General features: G+C 66.0%; 14 protein-coding genes. 5 read left to right on the plus strand and 9 right to left on the minus strand.

Features of this window, described 5'->3' with window-relative positions; all coding sequences use genetic code 11:
* Positions 1-142 precede the first annotated feature (142 nt).
* Both KY496_RS01060 and KY496_RS01065 read right to left on the minus strand, forming a co-directional pair.
* Positions 143-547 (minus strand): phasin family protein, encoded by a 405-nt coding sequence (locus tag KY496_RS01060; RefSeq protein ID WP_219863464.1) that lies wholly within the window; start codon positions 545-547, stop codon positions 143-145.
* 64 nt (positions 548-611) lie between these two features.
* Positions 612-1,643: an NADP-dependent oxidoreductase gene (locus KY496_RS01065; protein WP_219863466.1), complete on the minus strand. Its 1,032-nt coding sequence runs from the start codon at positions 1,641-1,643 to the stop codon at positions 612-614.
* 115 nt (positions 1,644-1,758) lie between these two features.
* Between KY496_RS01065 and KY496_RS01070 the strand changes: the two genes are divergently transcribed.
* Positions 1,759-2,301, plus strand: a complete 543-nt coding sequence (locus KY496_RS01070) for a YaeQ family protein (protein ID WP_184239587.1) — start codon at positions 1,759-1,761, stop codon at positions 2,299-2,301.
* A 14-nt stretch (positions 2,302-2,315) separates the two neighbouring features.
* Here the strand turns inward: KY496_RS01070 and KY496_RS01075 are convergent, their stop codons facing one another.
* Positions 2,316-3,086, minus strand: coding sequence for a head GIN domain-containing protein (locus KY496_RS01075; RefSeq protein ID WP_219863468.1), 771 nt, complete (start codon positions 3,084-3,086; stop codon positions 2,316-2,318).
* 183 nt (positions 3,087-3,269) lie between these two features.
* On the opposite strand from KY496_RS01075, the gene KY496_RS01080 reads away from it, so the two are divergent.
* The 3 genes from KY496_RS01080 (at position 3,270) to KY496_RS01090 (ending at position 5,444) form a co-directional block, all read left to right on the plus strand.
* On the plus strand, positions 3,270-3,752 hold the full coding sequence (locus tag KY496_RS01080; RefSeq protein ID WP_005669514.1) for a DMT family transporter: 483 nt from the start codon (positions 3,270-3,272) through the stop codon (positions 3,750-3,752).
* Between the two features lie 69 nt (positions 3,753-3,821).
* A complete protein-coding gene (locus tag KY496_RS01085) occupies positions 3,822-4,943 on the plus strand; it encodes a type IV pilus twitching motility protein PilT (RefSeq protein WP_005669515.1) in 1,122 nt (373 codons plus the stop codon).
* Positions 4,944-4,982: 39 nt separating this feature from the next.
* A complete protein-coding gene (locus tag KY496_RS01090) occupies positions 4,983-5,444 on the plus strand; it encodes a hypothetical protein (RefSeq protein WP_219863470.1) in 462 nt (153 codons plus the stop codon).
* 80 nt (positions 5,445-5,524) lie between these two features.
* Here the strand turns inward: KY496_RS01090 and KY496_RS01095 are convergent, their stop codons facing one another.
* The 5 genes from KY496_RS01095 to KY496_RS01115 form a co-directional block, all read right to left on the minus strand.
* A complete protein-coding gene (locus KY496_RS01095; RefSeq protein WP_184239582.1) occupies positions 5,525-6,286 on the minus strand; it encodes an SDR family NAD(P)-dependent oxidoreductase in 762 nt (253 codons plus the stop codon).
* A 159-nt stretch (positions 6,287-6,445) separates the two neighbouring features.
* Positions 6,446-7,714 (minus strand): cytochrome c, encoded by a 1,269-nt coding sequence (locus KY496_RS01100; protein WP_219863472.1) that lies wholly within the window; start codon positions 7,712-7,714, stop codon positions 6,446-6,448.
* Complete coding sequence (locus KY496_RS01105) at positions 7,711-8,430, minus strand: cytochrome c4 (protein WP_219863474.1); 720 nt, start codon at positions 8,428-8,430, stop codon at positions 7,711-7,713. The genes KY496_RS01100 and KY496_RS01105 overlap by 4 nt, the downstream gene beginning before the upstream one ends.
* 90 nt (positions 8,431-8,520) lie before the next feature.
* On the minus strand, positions 8,521-9,138 hold the full coding sequence (locus tag KY496_RS01110) for a 3'-5' exonuclease (protein ID WP_219863476.1): 618 nt from the start codon (positions 9,136-9,138) through the stop codon (positions 8,521-8,523).
* Positions 9,135-9,647, minus strand: coding sequence for a ProQ/FINO family protein (locus tag KY496_RS01115; RefSeq protein ID WP_005669521.1), 513 nt, complete (start codon positions 9,645-9,647; stop codon positions 9,135-9,137). Before KY496_RS01115 ends, KY496_RS01110 begins: the two co-directional genes overlap by 4 nt.
* 562 nt (positions 9,648-10,209) lie before the next feature.
* Here KY496_RS01115 and rpoD point away from each other — a divergent pair.
* The gene (gene rpoD, locus KY496_RS01120; protein WP_184239579.1) at positions 10,210-12,945 is read left to right on the plus strand and encodes an RNA polymerase sigma factor RpoD; all 2,736 of its coding nucleotides are present in this window, start codon (positions 10,210-10,212) and stop codon (positions 12,943-12,945) included.
* Positions 12,946-13,020: 75 nt separating this feature from the next.
* Here the strand turns inward: rpoD and ppc are convergent, their stop codons facing one another.
* Positions 13,021-15,846 (minus strand): phosphoenolpyruvate carboxylase, encoded by a 2,826-nt coding sequence (ppc, locus tag KY496_RS01125; protein WP_005669523.1) that lies wholly within the window; start codon positions 15,844-15,846, stop codon positions 13,021-13,023.
* Between the last annotated feature and the right edge of the window lie 149 nt (positions 15,847-15,995).

Consider the following 15,995-nt stretch of genomic DNA (forward strand, 5'->3'; position numbering starts at 1 on the left):
CTTGTGCCCGTGGGGCTGTCAGTTGTAGAGGCCGTACGCTATGCATGAACGCACTTGGAGCCATCTCAGGCTGCGCTCGTGCGTTTAGAGAAACGTGGTGAGCGTTAGTTCCGCCCCGTCGCCATACGGCGCGCCGGCCCGCTCAGGCGGCGCGTTTCGCGGGCGCCGGGGCCAGCGCGGCCGCGTGGCCGAGGCCGGTCTGGGCCTCGGCCATCACGCCCATCAGGCCCTGCTGCCATGCGCGCACGTGTTCGCCCAGCGGCTGCCAGCCGCGCATCGCGGTGGGGGCCAGTTGCAGGGGATCGGTGCAGGCGGCGAGTTGGCGGCCGGTGTCGAGCGCGGTCTCGACGAAGTGGCGCGCCATCTGCAGGTTAAGGTCGGTCAGGCGCGCCAGCATTTCATGGCTGCGCTGCGACAGCGTGGCCAGCAGGCTTGCCTGCGCGCCCAGCTGCGCGGCCAGTTGCGTATTCAGCGGCGTGCCCGCCTGCGTGCCGAACTGGCCCTGCAGCGCCGGGTTGGCGAAGAAACTCTCGAAAGGTGACAGCATGGCGGCTCCATGGAGGAAGGGCGGGGCGCCCTGACCTGTACGACCGTGGAGCCGGCGACAAGTTCTAGGCGTCCGCCACTTTCAGCACCAGCTTGCCGAGGTTGCGGCCTTCGAACAGCATCAGGAGCGCTTGCGGGAACTGCTCGAAGCCATCGACCACGTGTTCATGGCTCTGGATCGCGTCCGCCTTGAGCCATTCGCCGAGCTGGGCCACGGCCTCGGGATAGCGCGCCGCGTAGTCGAACACGATCATGCCTTCCATGCGCGCGCGGTTGACCAGCAGCGCCAGGTAGTTGGCCGGACCCTTGACCGGCTCCGTCACGTTGTACTGCGAGATCGCGCCGCAGATCACGATGCGCGCCTTCATGTTGATGCGGGTGAGGACGGTGTCGAGGATGTCGCCGCCGACGTTGTCGAAATAGACGTCGACGCCCTGCGGGCAATGCTGCTTGAGCGCGGCGCCGACCTGGCCGGCCTTGTAGTCGATGCAGGCGTCGAAGCCGAGGCGGTCGACGACGAAGGCGCATTTGTCAAACCCGCCGGCGATGCCGACCACGCGGCAGCCCATCTGCCTGGCGACCTGGCCCACGGTCATGCCGACCGCGCCGGCCGCGCCCGACACCACCACCGTCTCGCCGGCCTTGGCCTGGCCGACTTCGCGCAGGCCGAAGTACGCCGTCATGCCGGGCATGCCCAGCAGGTTCAGCCAGGCCGTCAGGGGGGCCACGTGCGGATCGATCCTGGCCAGGTTGGCGGTCTTGTCGTCGGCCGGGCCGGACCAGTAGCGCTGCACGCCGGTGCCGCCCATCACGTAATCGCCCACTTTGAAGCGCGCCGAGCGCGATGCCACCACCACGCCGACGCCGCCGGCGCGCATGATTTCGCCGATCGCCACCGGACGGATATACGATTTGCCTTCGTTCATCCAGCCGCGCATGGCGGGGTCGAGCGACAGGTACAGGACCTTGACCACGACCTCGCCTTCGCCCGGGTCAAGCACGGCCTGTTCGTGGAACTGCCAGTCTTCGCGCCTGGGCAGCCCGACCGGGCGCGCGGCGAGCAGGAACTGCTGGTTCGGAGGGAAAGCATTGGTCATCGCGGTCTCCATGTTCGGTGAGATCGCCAGTCTATACCGGCTGGGAACCCGGCAGTCGCCGCGCATGCGACAATAGCGGGTTTTCATCCTCCAGCACACACAAGCGCACGCAACAATGGCTCTCAAAGCGACCATCTACAAGGCCGACCTGTCGATCGCCGACATGGACCGGAACTACTATCAGGAACACAGCCTGACCATCGCCCGGCATCCGTCCGAGACCGATGAACGCGTGATGATCCGCCTGCTGGCCTTCGCCGTGCACGCCGATCCGGCGCTCGCCTATGGCAAGGATTTGTTCGACGTCGAGGAGCCGGCGCTGTGGCTGAAGGACCTGACCGGCGCCATCCAGACGTGGATCGAGGTCGGCCAGCCGGACGAGAAGCGCCTGCTGAAGGCGGCCGGCCGCGCCGAGAAGGTGGTGGTGTACAGCTATAGCGCGACCAGCAGCATCTGGTTCAAGGGCCTGGCCAACAAGATCGAGCGCGCCAGGAATGTCAGCGTGATCAACATCCCCTCTTCGACGAGCGCGCAACTGGAAAAGATGGCGCAGCGCTCGATGCAGCTGCAGTGCACGATCCAGGACGGCCAGGTGTGGCTGACCGACGGCACGGACACGGTGCAGGTCGAGCGCGAAGTGCTGCGCGGCGCCCTGTAAGCGCCGCTGCCGGATCAGTTCGGGGCGTCGCCCAGTCGGCGCGACTTGCCCGAGCCGGCGACCGAGCTGCGCAGCTGCGGGTCGCCATAGTACTTGACGTCCCCCGAGCCGGCGATCGACATGCTCAGTTCGCGCCGGGCCCAGACCGTCACGTCGCCCGAACCGGCGACGCTGATGCTGGCGCTGTCGGCGGCAACCTTGCCCAGGTCGACATTGCCGGAACCCCCGATCGACACCGACACGTCGCGCGCCTTGCCGCCATTGGCGCGGAAGTCGCCGCTGCCGCCGACGCTGACCGACACTTTTTCGGCGGCGATGCTCGCGACCCGGATCTTGCCCGAGCCGCCCAGGTTCACGCGCAGGGTCTGGGCGCGCAGCGCCTCGGCATCGATGGTGCCGGAGCCGCCCAGGGACAGACGCTCGATCTGGCGCGCGTTGACGACGATCTTCATGGTGCGCGCGCGCAGGTTCATATTGCGCTTGGTCGGGCGGATGCGCAGCACGCCGTCGTCGACCTCGGTCTCGATCAGGCGCTGCAGGTTGTCGTCGGTCTCGATCGTGATGCCTTCGGTATTGCCCATGCGCAGTTCGAGCTGGGCCGGCAGCTCGAGCGCGATGCCGGTGAAGCGCTCGACCTGGCGCGCCTGGCGCGTCACGCTGCCGCTGCCTTCGACTTTTTCGCCGCCGAAGGGCCAGGCCATGACGGGCGTCGGCGCGGCGAGGCAGGCGAGGGTGGCGGCCAGCAGCAGGGTGCGCGCGGCAAAGGAGGGTGTGAAGGCTGGCATGGGTGGACTCCGTGATTCGTTGGTATTGCAGCCATCCTAGCCAGCCGGGCGCATCCGGAAGAGCCGTTTGCGACGAATTGCAGCTTGCCGGGGATGAAATGCATGAACACGCGACGGGGCGTGCCGACGCGCCGGCCCGGAATGCACTAAAATCGTGCGTTTTTTTTGCCAGGACGTACGGAGATGAACCTGATTTTATTGGCGGCGGCATTCTGCATCGGCGTCGCGATGTCGGCGCAGGCCGCGGTGAACAGCCAGTTGGCCCACTCGATCGGGACCAATTCGATCATGGCGGCGCTGATCTCATTCAGCTGCGGCACGGTGGCGCTGCTGGTGATGGCGCTGGCCAAGGGCGGCGTGGCAGGCCTGGGGACGACCTTGACCGCCTTGCCTTCCCAGCCGGCCTGGAAATTCCTGGGCGGCTTCATGGGCGCGGCCTTCGTGCTCGGCACCGTGTTCCTGGCGCCGCGCATCGGCCTCTTGACCCTGGTGGTGCTGGTGATCGCCGGTCAGCTGCTCAGTTCGATGGCGATCGACCATTTTGGCCTGATCAATATGGCCAGGCGCGAGGTGTCGCCGGTGCGCTTGACCGGGGCGCTGGTCGTGGCCCTGGGGGTGACGATCACGGTGTTTGGCGATCGCATTGTTGCGAGTTTGTCACGCTGACGATATTTTTACTCTGGTGCAACATTCCAGTTCTATAATGACTGGAAATCGTTTTTTCTCCAACACCAGATGGAATACCACCAGTCCTCGCAGATCCCGACCCTTTCGTACATCGAAAACGAAGACCACCCGGTGTTCGAGACCCTGGTGCAGCAGATCCTGCACCTGCTGAACTCGAAGCTGGTGTTTTCGGACATCATCATCCATCAAAACAGCCCGCTGATGCTGCGCCAGCCGAAAGGCCTGGTGGCGGTGACCGATTCGCCGATCACGAAGGAAGAGCTGGAAGAATTCTTCGACGTGATCGAGCCGAACTGGCCGCAACGCATCGCCTCGCGCGCCTTCGACCGCTCGATCGACCTGCATACGGCGCGCATACGCGCCAACTGCTTTCGCTTCCAGGGCGGCAAGCGCATCGGCTGCGTGATCCGGCGCTTTCCGAAGGAGCCGATCGCATTGTCCGACCTGGGCCTGTGGGACGACGAGCGCGAGTTTGCGCGGCTGACCAGCGGGCTGGTGCTGATCATCGGCGACACCTGCCAGGGCAAGTCGACCACGATTGCATCGATCCTGGACGAGATCAATCGCCAGCGTTCCGGCCACATCATCACCATCGAAGATCCGGTCGAGACCCTGATCCCTCAGCGCAAGTGCATCATCACGCAGCGCGAGGTGGGGGAGGATGGCGACGTCGAGAGCTATTACCTGGGGGCGCTCGATGCGCTGCGCGAGCGGCCGGACGTCATCGTGATCGGAGAAATTCGCGATGCGCAGACGGCGCAGGAGGCGCTGGCGCTGGCCGAGTCGGGGCCGCTGGTGCTGGCAACCCTGCATGCGCGCTCGACCGAGCTCGGGCTGCAAAAGATGTTGCGCCTGCTGGGTAATTCGGAGGCGCAGGCGCAGGCATTGGCGCATGCCTTGCGCGGCATCCTGTGCCAGGCGCTGCTGCCGTCGGTCGAAGGGAATCGCTACTATCTTGCGACCGAGTGTCTGACGCCGAGTCCGGCGGTCGTGCGCATGCTCGAGGCGGGGGACCTGGGCGGCATTCGGGCGCAGATGAACAAGGGGATCGATGCCGGGTGCCACACGATGAATGCGTCGCTCGAGGGGCTGTTGGCGGCGCACAAGGTGCGGGTCGAGGATGCGCGCAATGCGACCACCGACCGCGTGGCGTTCGCCGACATGGTCTGATCGACGAGCGGAAATGTCATTGACGACCAGAAAAGCCCGGTGACGTACTCCCGCTTCGTGTCCAGTATCCTGGCCGGTCTGGCGCTGGCGGGGACCGTGCAAGCTTCGCCTTTGGTCAGCTTTTTTCCTCGTGAGAACCTGGGGCAGTTCCTGGCCGAGAAATTCGACCTGGCCACCATTCGGAGCTCATTCGGACCGCGCCGCACTCCCGGGTTACGTACGTTCGCCGACTTTGGCATGAGGCCGAGCAAGGCGACGGACGACACGCTTGTGTTCGATACTGCGGGGGATTGGTATTACGAACTGAAAATCCTGTCTCGACGGGATGTCAACAAGGACGGGATCGAGGATCTGGAAGTGTGTTTTATCGATCGCGCCATGAATGGCGGAACCTATCAGGCATCGTCAGCACTGTTGATCACGCGTTATTCGGCAGATGGCTATGCGGTGGCCTTGAGCTATCGTGTCGGCGACGATGCCTGCCTTGATCAAGCCAGATAAGGCCTTGAGTGGCGTGCGCCATCGGATGGCTGGCGCCCACCGCATATTGTCCGGCGAGAGCGGGATTTCTGGACCGATGCTTACTGCGGCGGCTGTCCGTTGGAAGCCATCAACCCAGCATCCACCGGCAGATTCACCCCGGTGATCAGGCGCGCATCCTCGCTCGCCAGGAACGCCATCGCCGCCGCAACGCCTTCCGGATCTTCCGGCGCGCCGAGCGGCATGCGTTCCTTGAACTTGGCGACCAGCTCGGGATCGGCCAGCATATCCTCGGTCATCCTGCTCACCGTGAAGCTCGGATTGACCGCGTTCACCCGCACGCCATCCTTCGCCGCATCCATCGCCATCGCCCGCACCATATTGCTGACGGCGCCCTTCGAGGTGTTGTAGGCAAACAGATTCCAGTCGCCGCCAAGGCCGGACACGGACGAGGTCATGACGATCGACCCGTGCACCTTCACCAGCTCGGGCATCGCCGCCTTGGCCATGTGATAGTAGCCGCCGACATTGACCGCCATGACGCGCTCGAAGTCTTCCTCGCTCGTCTGCGTGATGTCGCCTTCGGTCGCCATGCCGGCGTTGTTGATGAGGATATGCAGCCCGCCGAAGCGGTCGACCGCCGCCTTGACGGCGGCGCTCGCGGTGTCCTTGTCGGCGGTATCGCCGACCTGCACGAGCACGCGGTCCTGGGGCAGGCTGGAGGCGGCCTTCTTCAGCGTGTCGCCATCGATGTCGAGCATCACGACGCGGGCGCCTTCGTCGAGGAAGCGGCGGGCAGCCGCCAGGCCGATGCCGGAGGCCGCACCGGTGACCAGCACGGTTTTTTCGTTAAAACGGTTCATCCTTGTCCTTTCGGGCCGGCTCACGGGGGCGCAATTTGCGCGCAGGCCGCCAAAGTGAGCCTGATCAGTTCACGGAAATGTGGTCAGGACGATAGCACGCCCATACGTGCACAGCCGTTCGGTTCTGGCAGGCAACGGTGGAGGACGTCGCTACACGCTTCAGTCGCCGGTAACCGCCCGATACCGGTTGACTTCGACCGCGGTCACGGGCGGCGCCGCATTGCCCCAGCTGGACCGAATCCAACTGAGCACCGCCGCCACCTGGGAATCGTCCAGTTCATGGCCGAACGGCGGCATGCCGTAGGGGCGCGGATTGCCCTCCGTCCCGGGCGGGAACCCGCCATTGACCGTCATGCGGATCGCGTTCACGGCCGGGCTCAAGGTCACGGCGCGGTTTCCCGCCAGCGGCGGATAAGCCGGCAGCTTGCCCCGTCCATCGTCGCCATGGCATTGCGCGCAACTGGCCTCGTAGATGCGGCGGCCCTCGAGCAGCACCTGCTCGTCCGCCGGGGGCGCGCGATCCGGCCGCTGCGCAGGCGTCGCCGGCAGTGATTTCAGATAGCTCGCCATCGCCCCCAGATCGTCCGGCGTCAGGTGCTGCAAGCTGCGCGCCACCACTTCGGCCATCGGCCCGGTGGCCGAGCCGCGCGGCGAGATGCCGGCGCCGAGCAGCGCCACGATGTGTTCCCTGTCCCAATCGCCCAGTCCAGCCTCGCTGCCGGACGTGAGCGACGGCGCATACCAGCCCAGCGTCGGAATCAGGCCGCCATCGAGCCCTTCCTTGTTGGCGCCAAACCGGTTGCGCGTGCTGTGGCAGGCGCTGCAATGTCCCAGGCCCTCGACCAGGTAGGCGCCACGATTCCACTCGACGCCGCGCGCCGGTCGCTCCTCATGCACGCCGGGCCGGAAGTACAGCAGGCGCCAGCCGGCCAGCAGCACCTGGCTGTCGTAGGGGAAGCCGAGTTCGTGCGGCCGGTTCGGCTGGCGCTGTGGCGCCAGGCTGCGGAAGTAGGCGAACAGGGCGTCCGAATCGGCGCGCGTGACCTTCGTGTAGTTCGTGTAGGGGAAGGCCGGGTAGAGCAGGCGGCCATCCCTGCCGATGCCGTTGTGCAGCGCGTTCCAGAAGTCGTCCGCGCTCCAGTCGCCGATGCCGGTTTCAGTGTCCGGCGTGAGGTTCGGTCCATAAAAACGGCCGAACGGCGTATCGAGCGCGCGGCCGCCGGCGTAGGCCACGCCGCCGCGCGCCGTGTGGCAGGCGATGCAGTCCCCGGCCCGCGCCAGGTAGGCGCCGCGTTCGATATTGGCTGGGTTCAAAGCATAGGCGGCCGGAGAACTCGATGGAATATGCTCGGCGCGCGGCCAGGCCAGCGCCACCGCGGCCACGACGAGAACGACGATAAGGAGGAGGGCAATCCGCAAGGTCTTCATCGCGCCTCCGGATCACTGCCGCAGGCCAGCGGCAAGGGACGCGCGATGGCGTCGGCCGGGCGCGGGTCAGGCGGCATCGGCTGCGCCGCCAGCCAGCCCGAAATGGCAGAGACATCCTCCAGCGACAGGCGGGCCGTGATGTCGGCCATGCAGTCCGGTGCGTGCGCGCGCCGCACCTTGTTGCGCCAGGCGCCGAACTGCGCGTTGACGTAGTCGCGCGGCAGGCCGAGCAGGCCCGGGATGTTCGGTTGCACGCCGGTCAGGCGCGCGCCGTGGCAGGCGACGCAGGCCGGGATCTTGCGCGCGGCGTCACCGTCGACCACGAGCCGGCGCCCGCGTTCGAGCGCAGCGGCCGACAAACCGGATGGTTGTGGGGGCAGCACGGTCGGCGGCAGGGCCGCGAAGTGCTGGGCGATCTCGCGCAGATAGGCGTCGGGCAGGTGGTCGACCAGGTAGGTCATCAAGGGATACTGGCGCCGGCCGTCGCGAAAGTTCAGCAGCTGGTGATACAGGTAGCCGGCCGGCTTGCCCTGCAAGCGCGGATAGAAGCTGTCGTTGACCGGGTTGCCGCGCCCATCGACCCGCGCATGACAGGTCGCGCAGGCCAGCAGGCGCTGGTCGAGGGTGTCGGGGACGGTGTGCGGCGCCGCCCTGGCCGTGCAGGCCAGCGCGCCGAACAGGGAGGCGAAGAAGAGGCGCAGGCTTCGTGATCTCATGGGCTCCCACCGGCATCGAAGATGGTGAGAATGATATCGCGAATTGCCGAGTCCGGACTCCCTCTTTTGGTGCGCGGCCTTCGATGAGCGTCAGGCCGGCGGATTCGCCTTCCATTGGCGGTAGATCTTCAGCGCCGCATGCGCATCGTCGGCCGCATACTGCAACTGCTTGTCCGACAGCCGGGGCAGGGCCCAGTTGGTGGTGGTGATGCGCTTGGATTTTTGCAGGCGCTGGCCGAAGAAGCGCTCGACGGCGCTCCTCGCGCCGAGCGGATTCTTTTCACCGCGCCGGCGCAGCGCCGTCGACAGGTCGAGCACATTGCGCAGCCCGATGCCGAACTTGGACTTCAGGCGCTTGACGTCGTCGCCCAGGCCGAAACCCACCTTCAGCACGCGTTCGTCCTCGAGCACGGGCTTGAGCACGGTGACCGCCAGCGCTATGCCGGCCGGGGTCGCGGTCTGGAACAGCCAGGCCGTGTCCAGGGTCGCGAGCTGCACCAGGTGCGGCCCGGTCGAGACTTCTCCCTTGGCGAAGGTCGGCTTGGATTCGGTGTCGAAGCCGATCGCGTCGCCGGCCAGCAGCTCGGCCAGCGCCTCGCGCGCGTCCTGCTCGCTGCGCACCAGGCGCACCCGGGCCAGATCGATGCCGACGTATGGCGGCAGATCGGGCGGCAGGTCGTCTTCGAGGATCCCGGGCTCCGCGCTCAATTCTTCGAGAATTTGGACGCCAGCGCCTGCAGTTTTTCCTGGCGCTTGCGGTTGTTTTCTTCTTCTTGTGCGGCTTCGCGTTCGGCCTTCTTGCGCTCGGCTTCCTTCTTGAAGCGCTGCTGCAGCTGTTCCTTGGCGTGCAGGCGGTGCGCTTCGGGCACTTCGGCGCCCGCGGTGCCGTCCAGGTCGTGGCGCACTTTCGCCTTTTCCATCGCACGCAGGTAGCGCATCGAACCGGTATGGATGCCCAGGGCGGCGCGCATCACCTTCTTGTCCAGGCCGGGCATGCGGGCCAGCAGTTGCTTGTCGATGCCGATCGACAGCGGCAGGCAGTCGCGGAAGGCTGGATACTCCTGCTGGAGTTGCTTGAGCAGCGCGCGCGCCGACAGGCCCTGCGCCGGCGCGGCGGCCGGCGCTGCGGTAGCTGGCGCTTGCGGCTGCTGCGCCTCCGGAGTGGTGGCCGGATTGGCGTTCGTGTCGACGGACTCTGCAGGGGTATTGGTATTCATTGACTTCATGGTAAGAACAGGATTGCGAAGGATAGCACGGCGCTCGGGCGCGCATTGTACTAGTTCTAATTATAAATGTTGGGAAACTTATAGCAGGGGGAAGCGCCGGCGCATGAAATCGTGTATCATCCGCCTCTTGCCTTGAGTCCGGCTTGCGCCGGCGCAGACACGCCCACCAGCTTGCACGGACGGCATGTCAGGGTGGCGCTATGTGAATTGTGTATATCCCTTATCGGATCTATCAATTATCACCAAAACTTGCATTGGGGCATAATAACCCCTTCCCCTATTCTTCTAGAAAAATAGATGCAAGCCCGTGTTAGCGGGCTTTTTTTCGTTCCGACATGCACAGCACGATTTTGAACATCGACCATCGCCTATCTGTCCGCAGCCCAGAATCGAGTTGGCGCGCGCAAAACCCGGTAAGTCGTGCTTGAAACCTGGCATGTCCGCCCCTAGGTAGGGCCACTTCCGTTCCCCCTTTCCCAGGATCCGTACGCGGGTCCCGCTGGATTATTGACTTCGCAGGCGCGCACCTCGCCTCGACTGGAGAGTTTTAAGTATGAAAAACACCGCCAAGACATTGACACTGACAGCGAAAAAAGCGCCGGCCAAGGCTTCGGCGCCGCTGGCAGTGCCGAAAACCGCGACCTCCTACTTCCTCGAAACGGAAGCGGCGGCCAAGGTGACGGTGGTCAAGACCCGTTCGCGCCTGGCCACGCTCAAGGCGCAGGCCGACGCCATCCTGGCCGCCGGCGGCCCGGTGGCGGCCGAGCCGGTCGCTGCGCCAGTCGTGGAAGAGACGCCTGCCGCGGCCCCGATCGCCGCCGCGGTAGAAGAGGTGGTGGCCGAAGCCGCCGCACCGGTGCTGGCCGAATCCGCTCCTGCCGCTGCCGCTGCCGAAGCCGACGTGGACGCCGGCATCGACCTGGCCGCCGAATACATGCAGGCGCAGGCCAAGCCGGCCGTGGCGCCGGTCATCGTGCGCAAGCGCGGCAAGCTGGCCGCGCTGAAGGCAGCCGAGCCGGAAGTCCCGGCCGCAGCTTCTGCTCCGACCGCTGCTCCGATCGTGGCGCCGGTGGCCCAGGCCGCCGAGGAAGCGCCGAAAGTCGTGCGCACCCGCGCCGTGCGCCGCGTCGAGACCAGCCCGGCAGCCCCGGTGAGCGCCGTCGGCGCCGTCAGCAAGACCACCGACGCCGCCGCGCTGGCCGCGATCGACACCTCGGGCTACCTGCTGCCGCAGGTGAAGGTCCCGGGCCGCCGCGGCCGCAAGCCGAGCGAATTCGTGCCGGAGAACGATGAAGTCGCGGCGCTGAACGCCGTCGAGCGCGCCGAACTGAAGGCCGCCTCGAAGGCGCGCGAGCGCAAGGCCAAGGGCCTCGGCATGCTGAACGAAGCCGGTTTCTCGGAAGCCGAACTCGAAAAGCGCCGCCAGCAGCTGAAGAACCTGATCAATATGGGCAAGGAGCGCGGCTACCTGACCCATGCCGAGATCAACGACCACCTGCCGGAAAACATCATCGATCCGGAAGCGATCGAAGGCATCATCGCGACCTTCAACGACATGGGCATCGCCGTCTACGAGCGCGCCCCTGAAGCCGAAATGATGCTGCTGTCGGACCAGGCCGTGACCCCGACCAGCGAAGACGAAGTCGAGGCCGCCGCCGCGACCGCGCTGTCGACCGTCGACTCCGACTTCGGCCGCACCACCGACCCGGTCCGCATGTACATGCGCGAGATGGGCGCGGTGTCGCTGCTGACGCGCGAAGGCGAGATCGAGATCGCCAAGCGCATCGAGCAGGGCTTGAAGGACATGGTGCAGGCCATCTCGGCGTGCCCGACCACGATCTCGGAAATCATCGCGCTGTCGCACAAGATCGCCAGCGACGAGCTGAAGATCGACGACGTGGTGGATGGCTTCGTCGACCTCGAAGACACCCCGGCGCCGGCCGCCTCGGTGGCCCACGCCGCCGCTGCCGCGGAAGAGGACGAAGAGGAAGAAGAAGAGGTCGAGGACGAGGAAGAAGAGGGCGAAGGCGGCAGCGCCGGCGGCGCCGCGGCCGGCTACTCGGCCGAGCAACTGGCCCAGCTGCGCAAGGGCGCGCTGGAGAAGTTCGCGCTGATCGAGCAGCAGTTCGACCTGATGGGCCACGCCTTCAAGAACGAGGGCTATGGTTCGCCGGCCTACGAAGAAGCGCAGGCCGTGATCTCGTACGAGCTGCTGGGCATCCGCTTCACCGCCAAGGTGGTCGAGAAGCTGTGCGACACGCTGCGCGGCCAGATGGACGAAGTGCGTTCGATCGAGCGCGCCGTGCTGGACATCTGCGTGAACCGCTGCGGCATGCCGCGCGCCCACTTCATCAAGGTCTTCCCGGGCAACGAGACCGACCTGCAATGGGGCGACCGCGAAGTCGACTGCGCCTATCCGTACAGCGCGGTGCTGAGCCGGAATCTGCCGGCCATTAAAGAGCTGCAGCAGCGCATGATCGACCTGCAGGCGCGCGTGGCGCTGCCGCTGGCCGACCTGCGCAAGATCAACAAGCAGATGGCGGCCGGCGAGAAGCGCGCACGCCAGGCCAAGCGTGAAATGACGGTGGCCAACCTGCGCCTGGTGATCTCGATCGCGAAGAAATACATCAATCGCGGCCTGCAATTCCTGGACCTGATCCAGGAAGGCAATATCGGCCTGCTGAAGGCGGTCGACAAGTTCGAATACCGTCGCGGTTATAAATTCTCGACCTATGCGACCTGGTGGATCCGCCAGGCGATCACGCGCTCGATCGCCGACATGGCGCGCACGATCCGCGTGCCGGTGCACATGATCGAGACGATCAACAAGATGAACCGCATCTCGCGCCAGATCATGCAGGAAACCGGCAGCGAGCCGGATCTGCCGACCCTGGCCGCCAAGATGGAGATGCCGGAGAATAAGGTTCGCGAGATCATGAAGATCGCGAAGGAACCGATTTCGATGGAAACCCCGATGGGCGAGGACGGCGATTCGCAGCTGGGCGACTTCATCGAGGACAATGCGACCCTGGCCCCGCTGGACGCCGCGCTGCACGCCTCGATGCGCAACGTGATCAAGGAAGTGCTGGACTCGCTGACCCCGCGCGAAGCAAAGGTGCTGCGCATGCGCTACGGCGTCGAGATGTCGAACGACCACACGCTGGAAGAAGTGGGCAAGCAGTTCGACGTGACCCGCGAGCGTATCCGCCAGATCGAAGCCAAGGCGATGAGCAAGCTGCGCCAGCCGTCGCGTTCGGACAAGCTCAAGACCTTCCTGCACAACCAGTAATTCATCGGTGGTGTGGATGTAAAAAAGCCGCCCGGTTTGCGCCGGGCGGCTTTTGTTTTTTCGAGCGCTACGCGCTCAACCGGTGTTGCGCAGCCCCGCCGCCACCCCGTTGATCGACAAATGAATCCCGCGATGCACGCGCGGGTCGGCATTGTCGGCCAGCTTGCGGCGGCGATGGATCAGCTCCACCTGCAAGTGGTTCAGCGGATCGAGATAGGCGAAGCGGTTCTGGATCGAGCGGGCAAGCAGCGGGTTGCCGGCCAGCCGTTCGCTGGCGCCGGTGATCGCTTCCAGGGTGCGGATCGTCTCGCCATGCTCGGCCGCGATGCGGCGGAAGATGCGCTCGCGCAGGCCGGCGTCGCTCACCAGGCCGGCGTAGCGCGAGGCGATCGCCAGGTCGGTCTTGGCCAGCACCATGTCCATGTTCGACAGCAGGGTGGCGAAGAACGGCCAGTCGCGGTACATCGCGCGCAGCTCTTCCAGTTTCGCGTCGCGATCGGCGCCGACGTTGGCATCGTCGAGCCAGCTCGTCACGCTCGACGCGAACCCGAACCAGCCCGGCAGCAGCAGGCGGCACTGGCCCCACGAGAAGCCCCAGGGAATCGCGCGCAGGTCTTCGATGCGGCGGGTCGACTTGCGCGAGGCTGGGCGCGAACCGAGGTTCAATTCCGCGATCTCGGCGATCGGCGTGCCTTCGAAGAAGTAGTCGGTGAAGCCCGGCGTTTCGTACACGAGGTTGCGGTAGGCCTTGTAGGCGCGGTTCGACAGCTCGGCCATGACCGACTCGAAACGCTGCAGGCGCCCGGCGTCGACGCCGCTGGCGCCGTCTTTCACACCGTGCGGCGTCAGGCTCGCTTCCAGCGTCGCCGCCACCAGCAGCTCCAGGTTGCGGCGCCCGATCTCGGGGTTCGAGAATTTCGAGGCGATGATCTCGCCCTGTTCGGTCAGGCGGATCTGGCCGTTGACGGTGCCGGGCGGCTGGGCGCGGATCGCGTCGTAGCTCGGGCCGCCGCCGCGGCCGACGGTGCCGCCGCGGCCGTGGAACAGGCGCAGCTTCACCTGGCGCTGCTCGAACACCTCGACCAGTTTCAACTCGGCCTGGTACAGCTCCCAGTTCGAAGTCAGGAAGCCGCCGTCCTTGTTCGAGTCGGAGTAGCCGAGCATGACTTCCTGCAGGCGGCCCTGTTTCTCGATGATGCCGGCCACTAGCGGAATCGCCATCCACTCGTCCATGATGCCGGCGGCGCGCTGCAGGTCAGGGATGGTTTCGAACAGCGGGATCACCATCACGTCGCTGAGCCCCGCGCTCACGCGCATCAGCCCCGTCTCCTTCTGCAGCAGCAGCACTTCGAGCAGGTCGGACACGGTCTCGGTGTGCGAGATGATGTAGTTGCGGATCGCGCGCGGGCCGTAGCGCAGGCGGATCTCGCGCGCGCAGCGCAAAATCGCCAGCTCGGAATTGGTCTCGTCGCCATAGCTTTCGTACGGCGAGAACAGGGGCCGCGGCTGCGCCAGCTCGCGCAGGATGAGCGCGCGCTTGTCCTCTTCTTCCATCCCCGCATAGTCGGCTTCGACGCCGGCGCGCGCGAACAGCTCGGCCAGCACGCGCTCGTGGATGTCCGAGCTCTGGCGCATGTCGAGCGAAGCGAGATGGAAGCCGAAGATGCGCGCGGCGCGCAGCAGGCCGGCCAGGCGCGGCTGGATCAGCATGGCGCCGTGGTTCTGGCGCAGCGAGTCGGCCAGCACCTCGAGGTCGGCCGCGAACAGTTCCGGGTCGAGATAGGGCGCGGCATGGCCGACTTCCTTGCGCAGGATGTGGCCCACGCCCAGCTCGCGCGCGGTGGCGGCCAGGCGCGCATAGATGCCGATCAGGGCGCGGCGGTAGGGTTCGTCGCTGCGGTGCGGCGAGGCGTCGGGCGAGGCGTCGGCCAGCTGTTCCAGCGCCGGCGACACCTTGACCAGCAGGGTGGAGGCCGACAGCTCGGCGCCCAGCGCGTGCACCTCGTCGAGGTAGAAGTCGAGGATGGTGGTCGACTGGCGCGTCAGCGCGTGGCGCATGGTGTCGGCGTTGACGTTCGGGTTGCCGTCGCGGTCGCCGCCGATCCAGCTGCCCATCTGCAGGAACGAGGCGTGGGCGGCGGCGGCCGACCCATCGCCGCCATACTGTTCGGCGAGCTCGAGTTCAATGTCGTCGTACAGGGCCGGGACTTCGCGCAGGAAGGTGATGCGGTAGTAGGACAGGGCGTTCTCGATCTCGTCGGCCACGGTCAGCTTGGAGTAGCGCAGCATGCGCGTCTGCCACAGGGTGGCGATGCGGGCGTGCAGCAGCTGCTCGTTGCGGCGGCGTTCCTTCGGCGTCTGCGGCGCGTCGCGCTCGGCCAGCAGGCGCGCGATGTCGTGCTCGGCGTCGAGGATGCTCTTGCGCTGGACTTCGGTCGGGTGCGCGGTCAGCACCGGCGAGATCAGGGCGTCGCGGAAGAACGCGTCCACGGTATCGCGCCCGATGCCCGCCTCGGCCAGCTTGCCCAGCGCGTAGCCGATGCTGCCCGAGCGCGGCGCCGAACCTTGCAACAGGTGCGCGCGGCGGCGCCGGTTGTGGTGCTGGTCTTCGGCGATATTGGCCAGGTGCGAGAAGTACGAGAAGGCGCGCACCACCGAAATCGTCTGGTCGCGGGTGAGCTTGTGCAGCAGGGTGGCCAGCTCTTCGCCGGCGTCCGGATCGTCGTCGCGGCGGAAGCGCACCGCGGTTTGGCGGATGGTTTCCACGATGTCGAACACCGCGTCGCCTTCCTGGTCGCGCAGCACGTCGCCCAGCAGGCGTCCGAGCAGGCGGATGTCTTCTTTGAGCGGCGCGTCCTTGTCGGCGCCGGCTTGTACTACGGGTGCAGCAGGATTGTCCATGTCGACCACAAGTAATAGATTGTGCGATGGCGGTGGGCCATGATCTGCAAGATGCCCCCATGATAAAATTTATGATCTTATGCAGGGAGCGGCTACTGGCATCGTCCGGGTCGGCCCAATGACAGTGAAAGAACTCGAGTGTTAAACGC

Source organism: Massilia sp. NP310 (assembly GCF_019443485.1).
GTDB lineage: Bacteria > Pseudomonadota > Gammaproteobacteria > Burkholderiales > Burkholderiaceae_D > Telluria > Telluria timonae.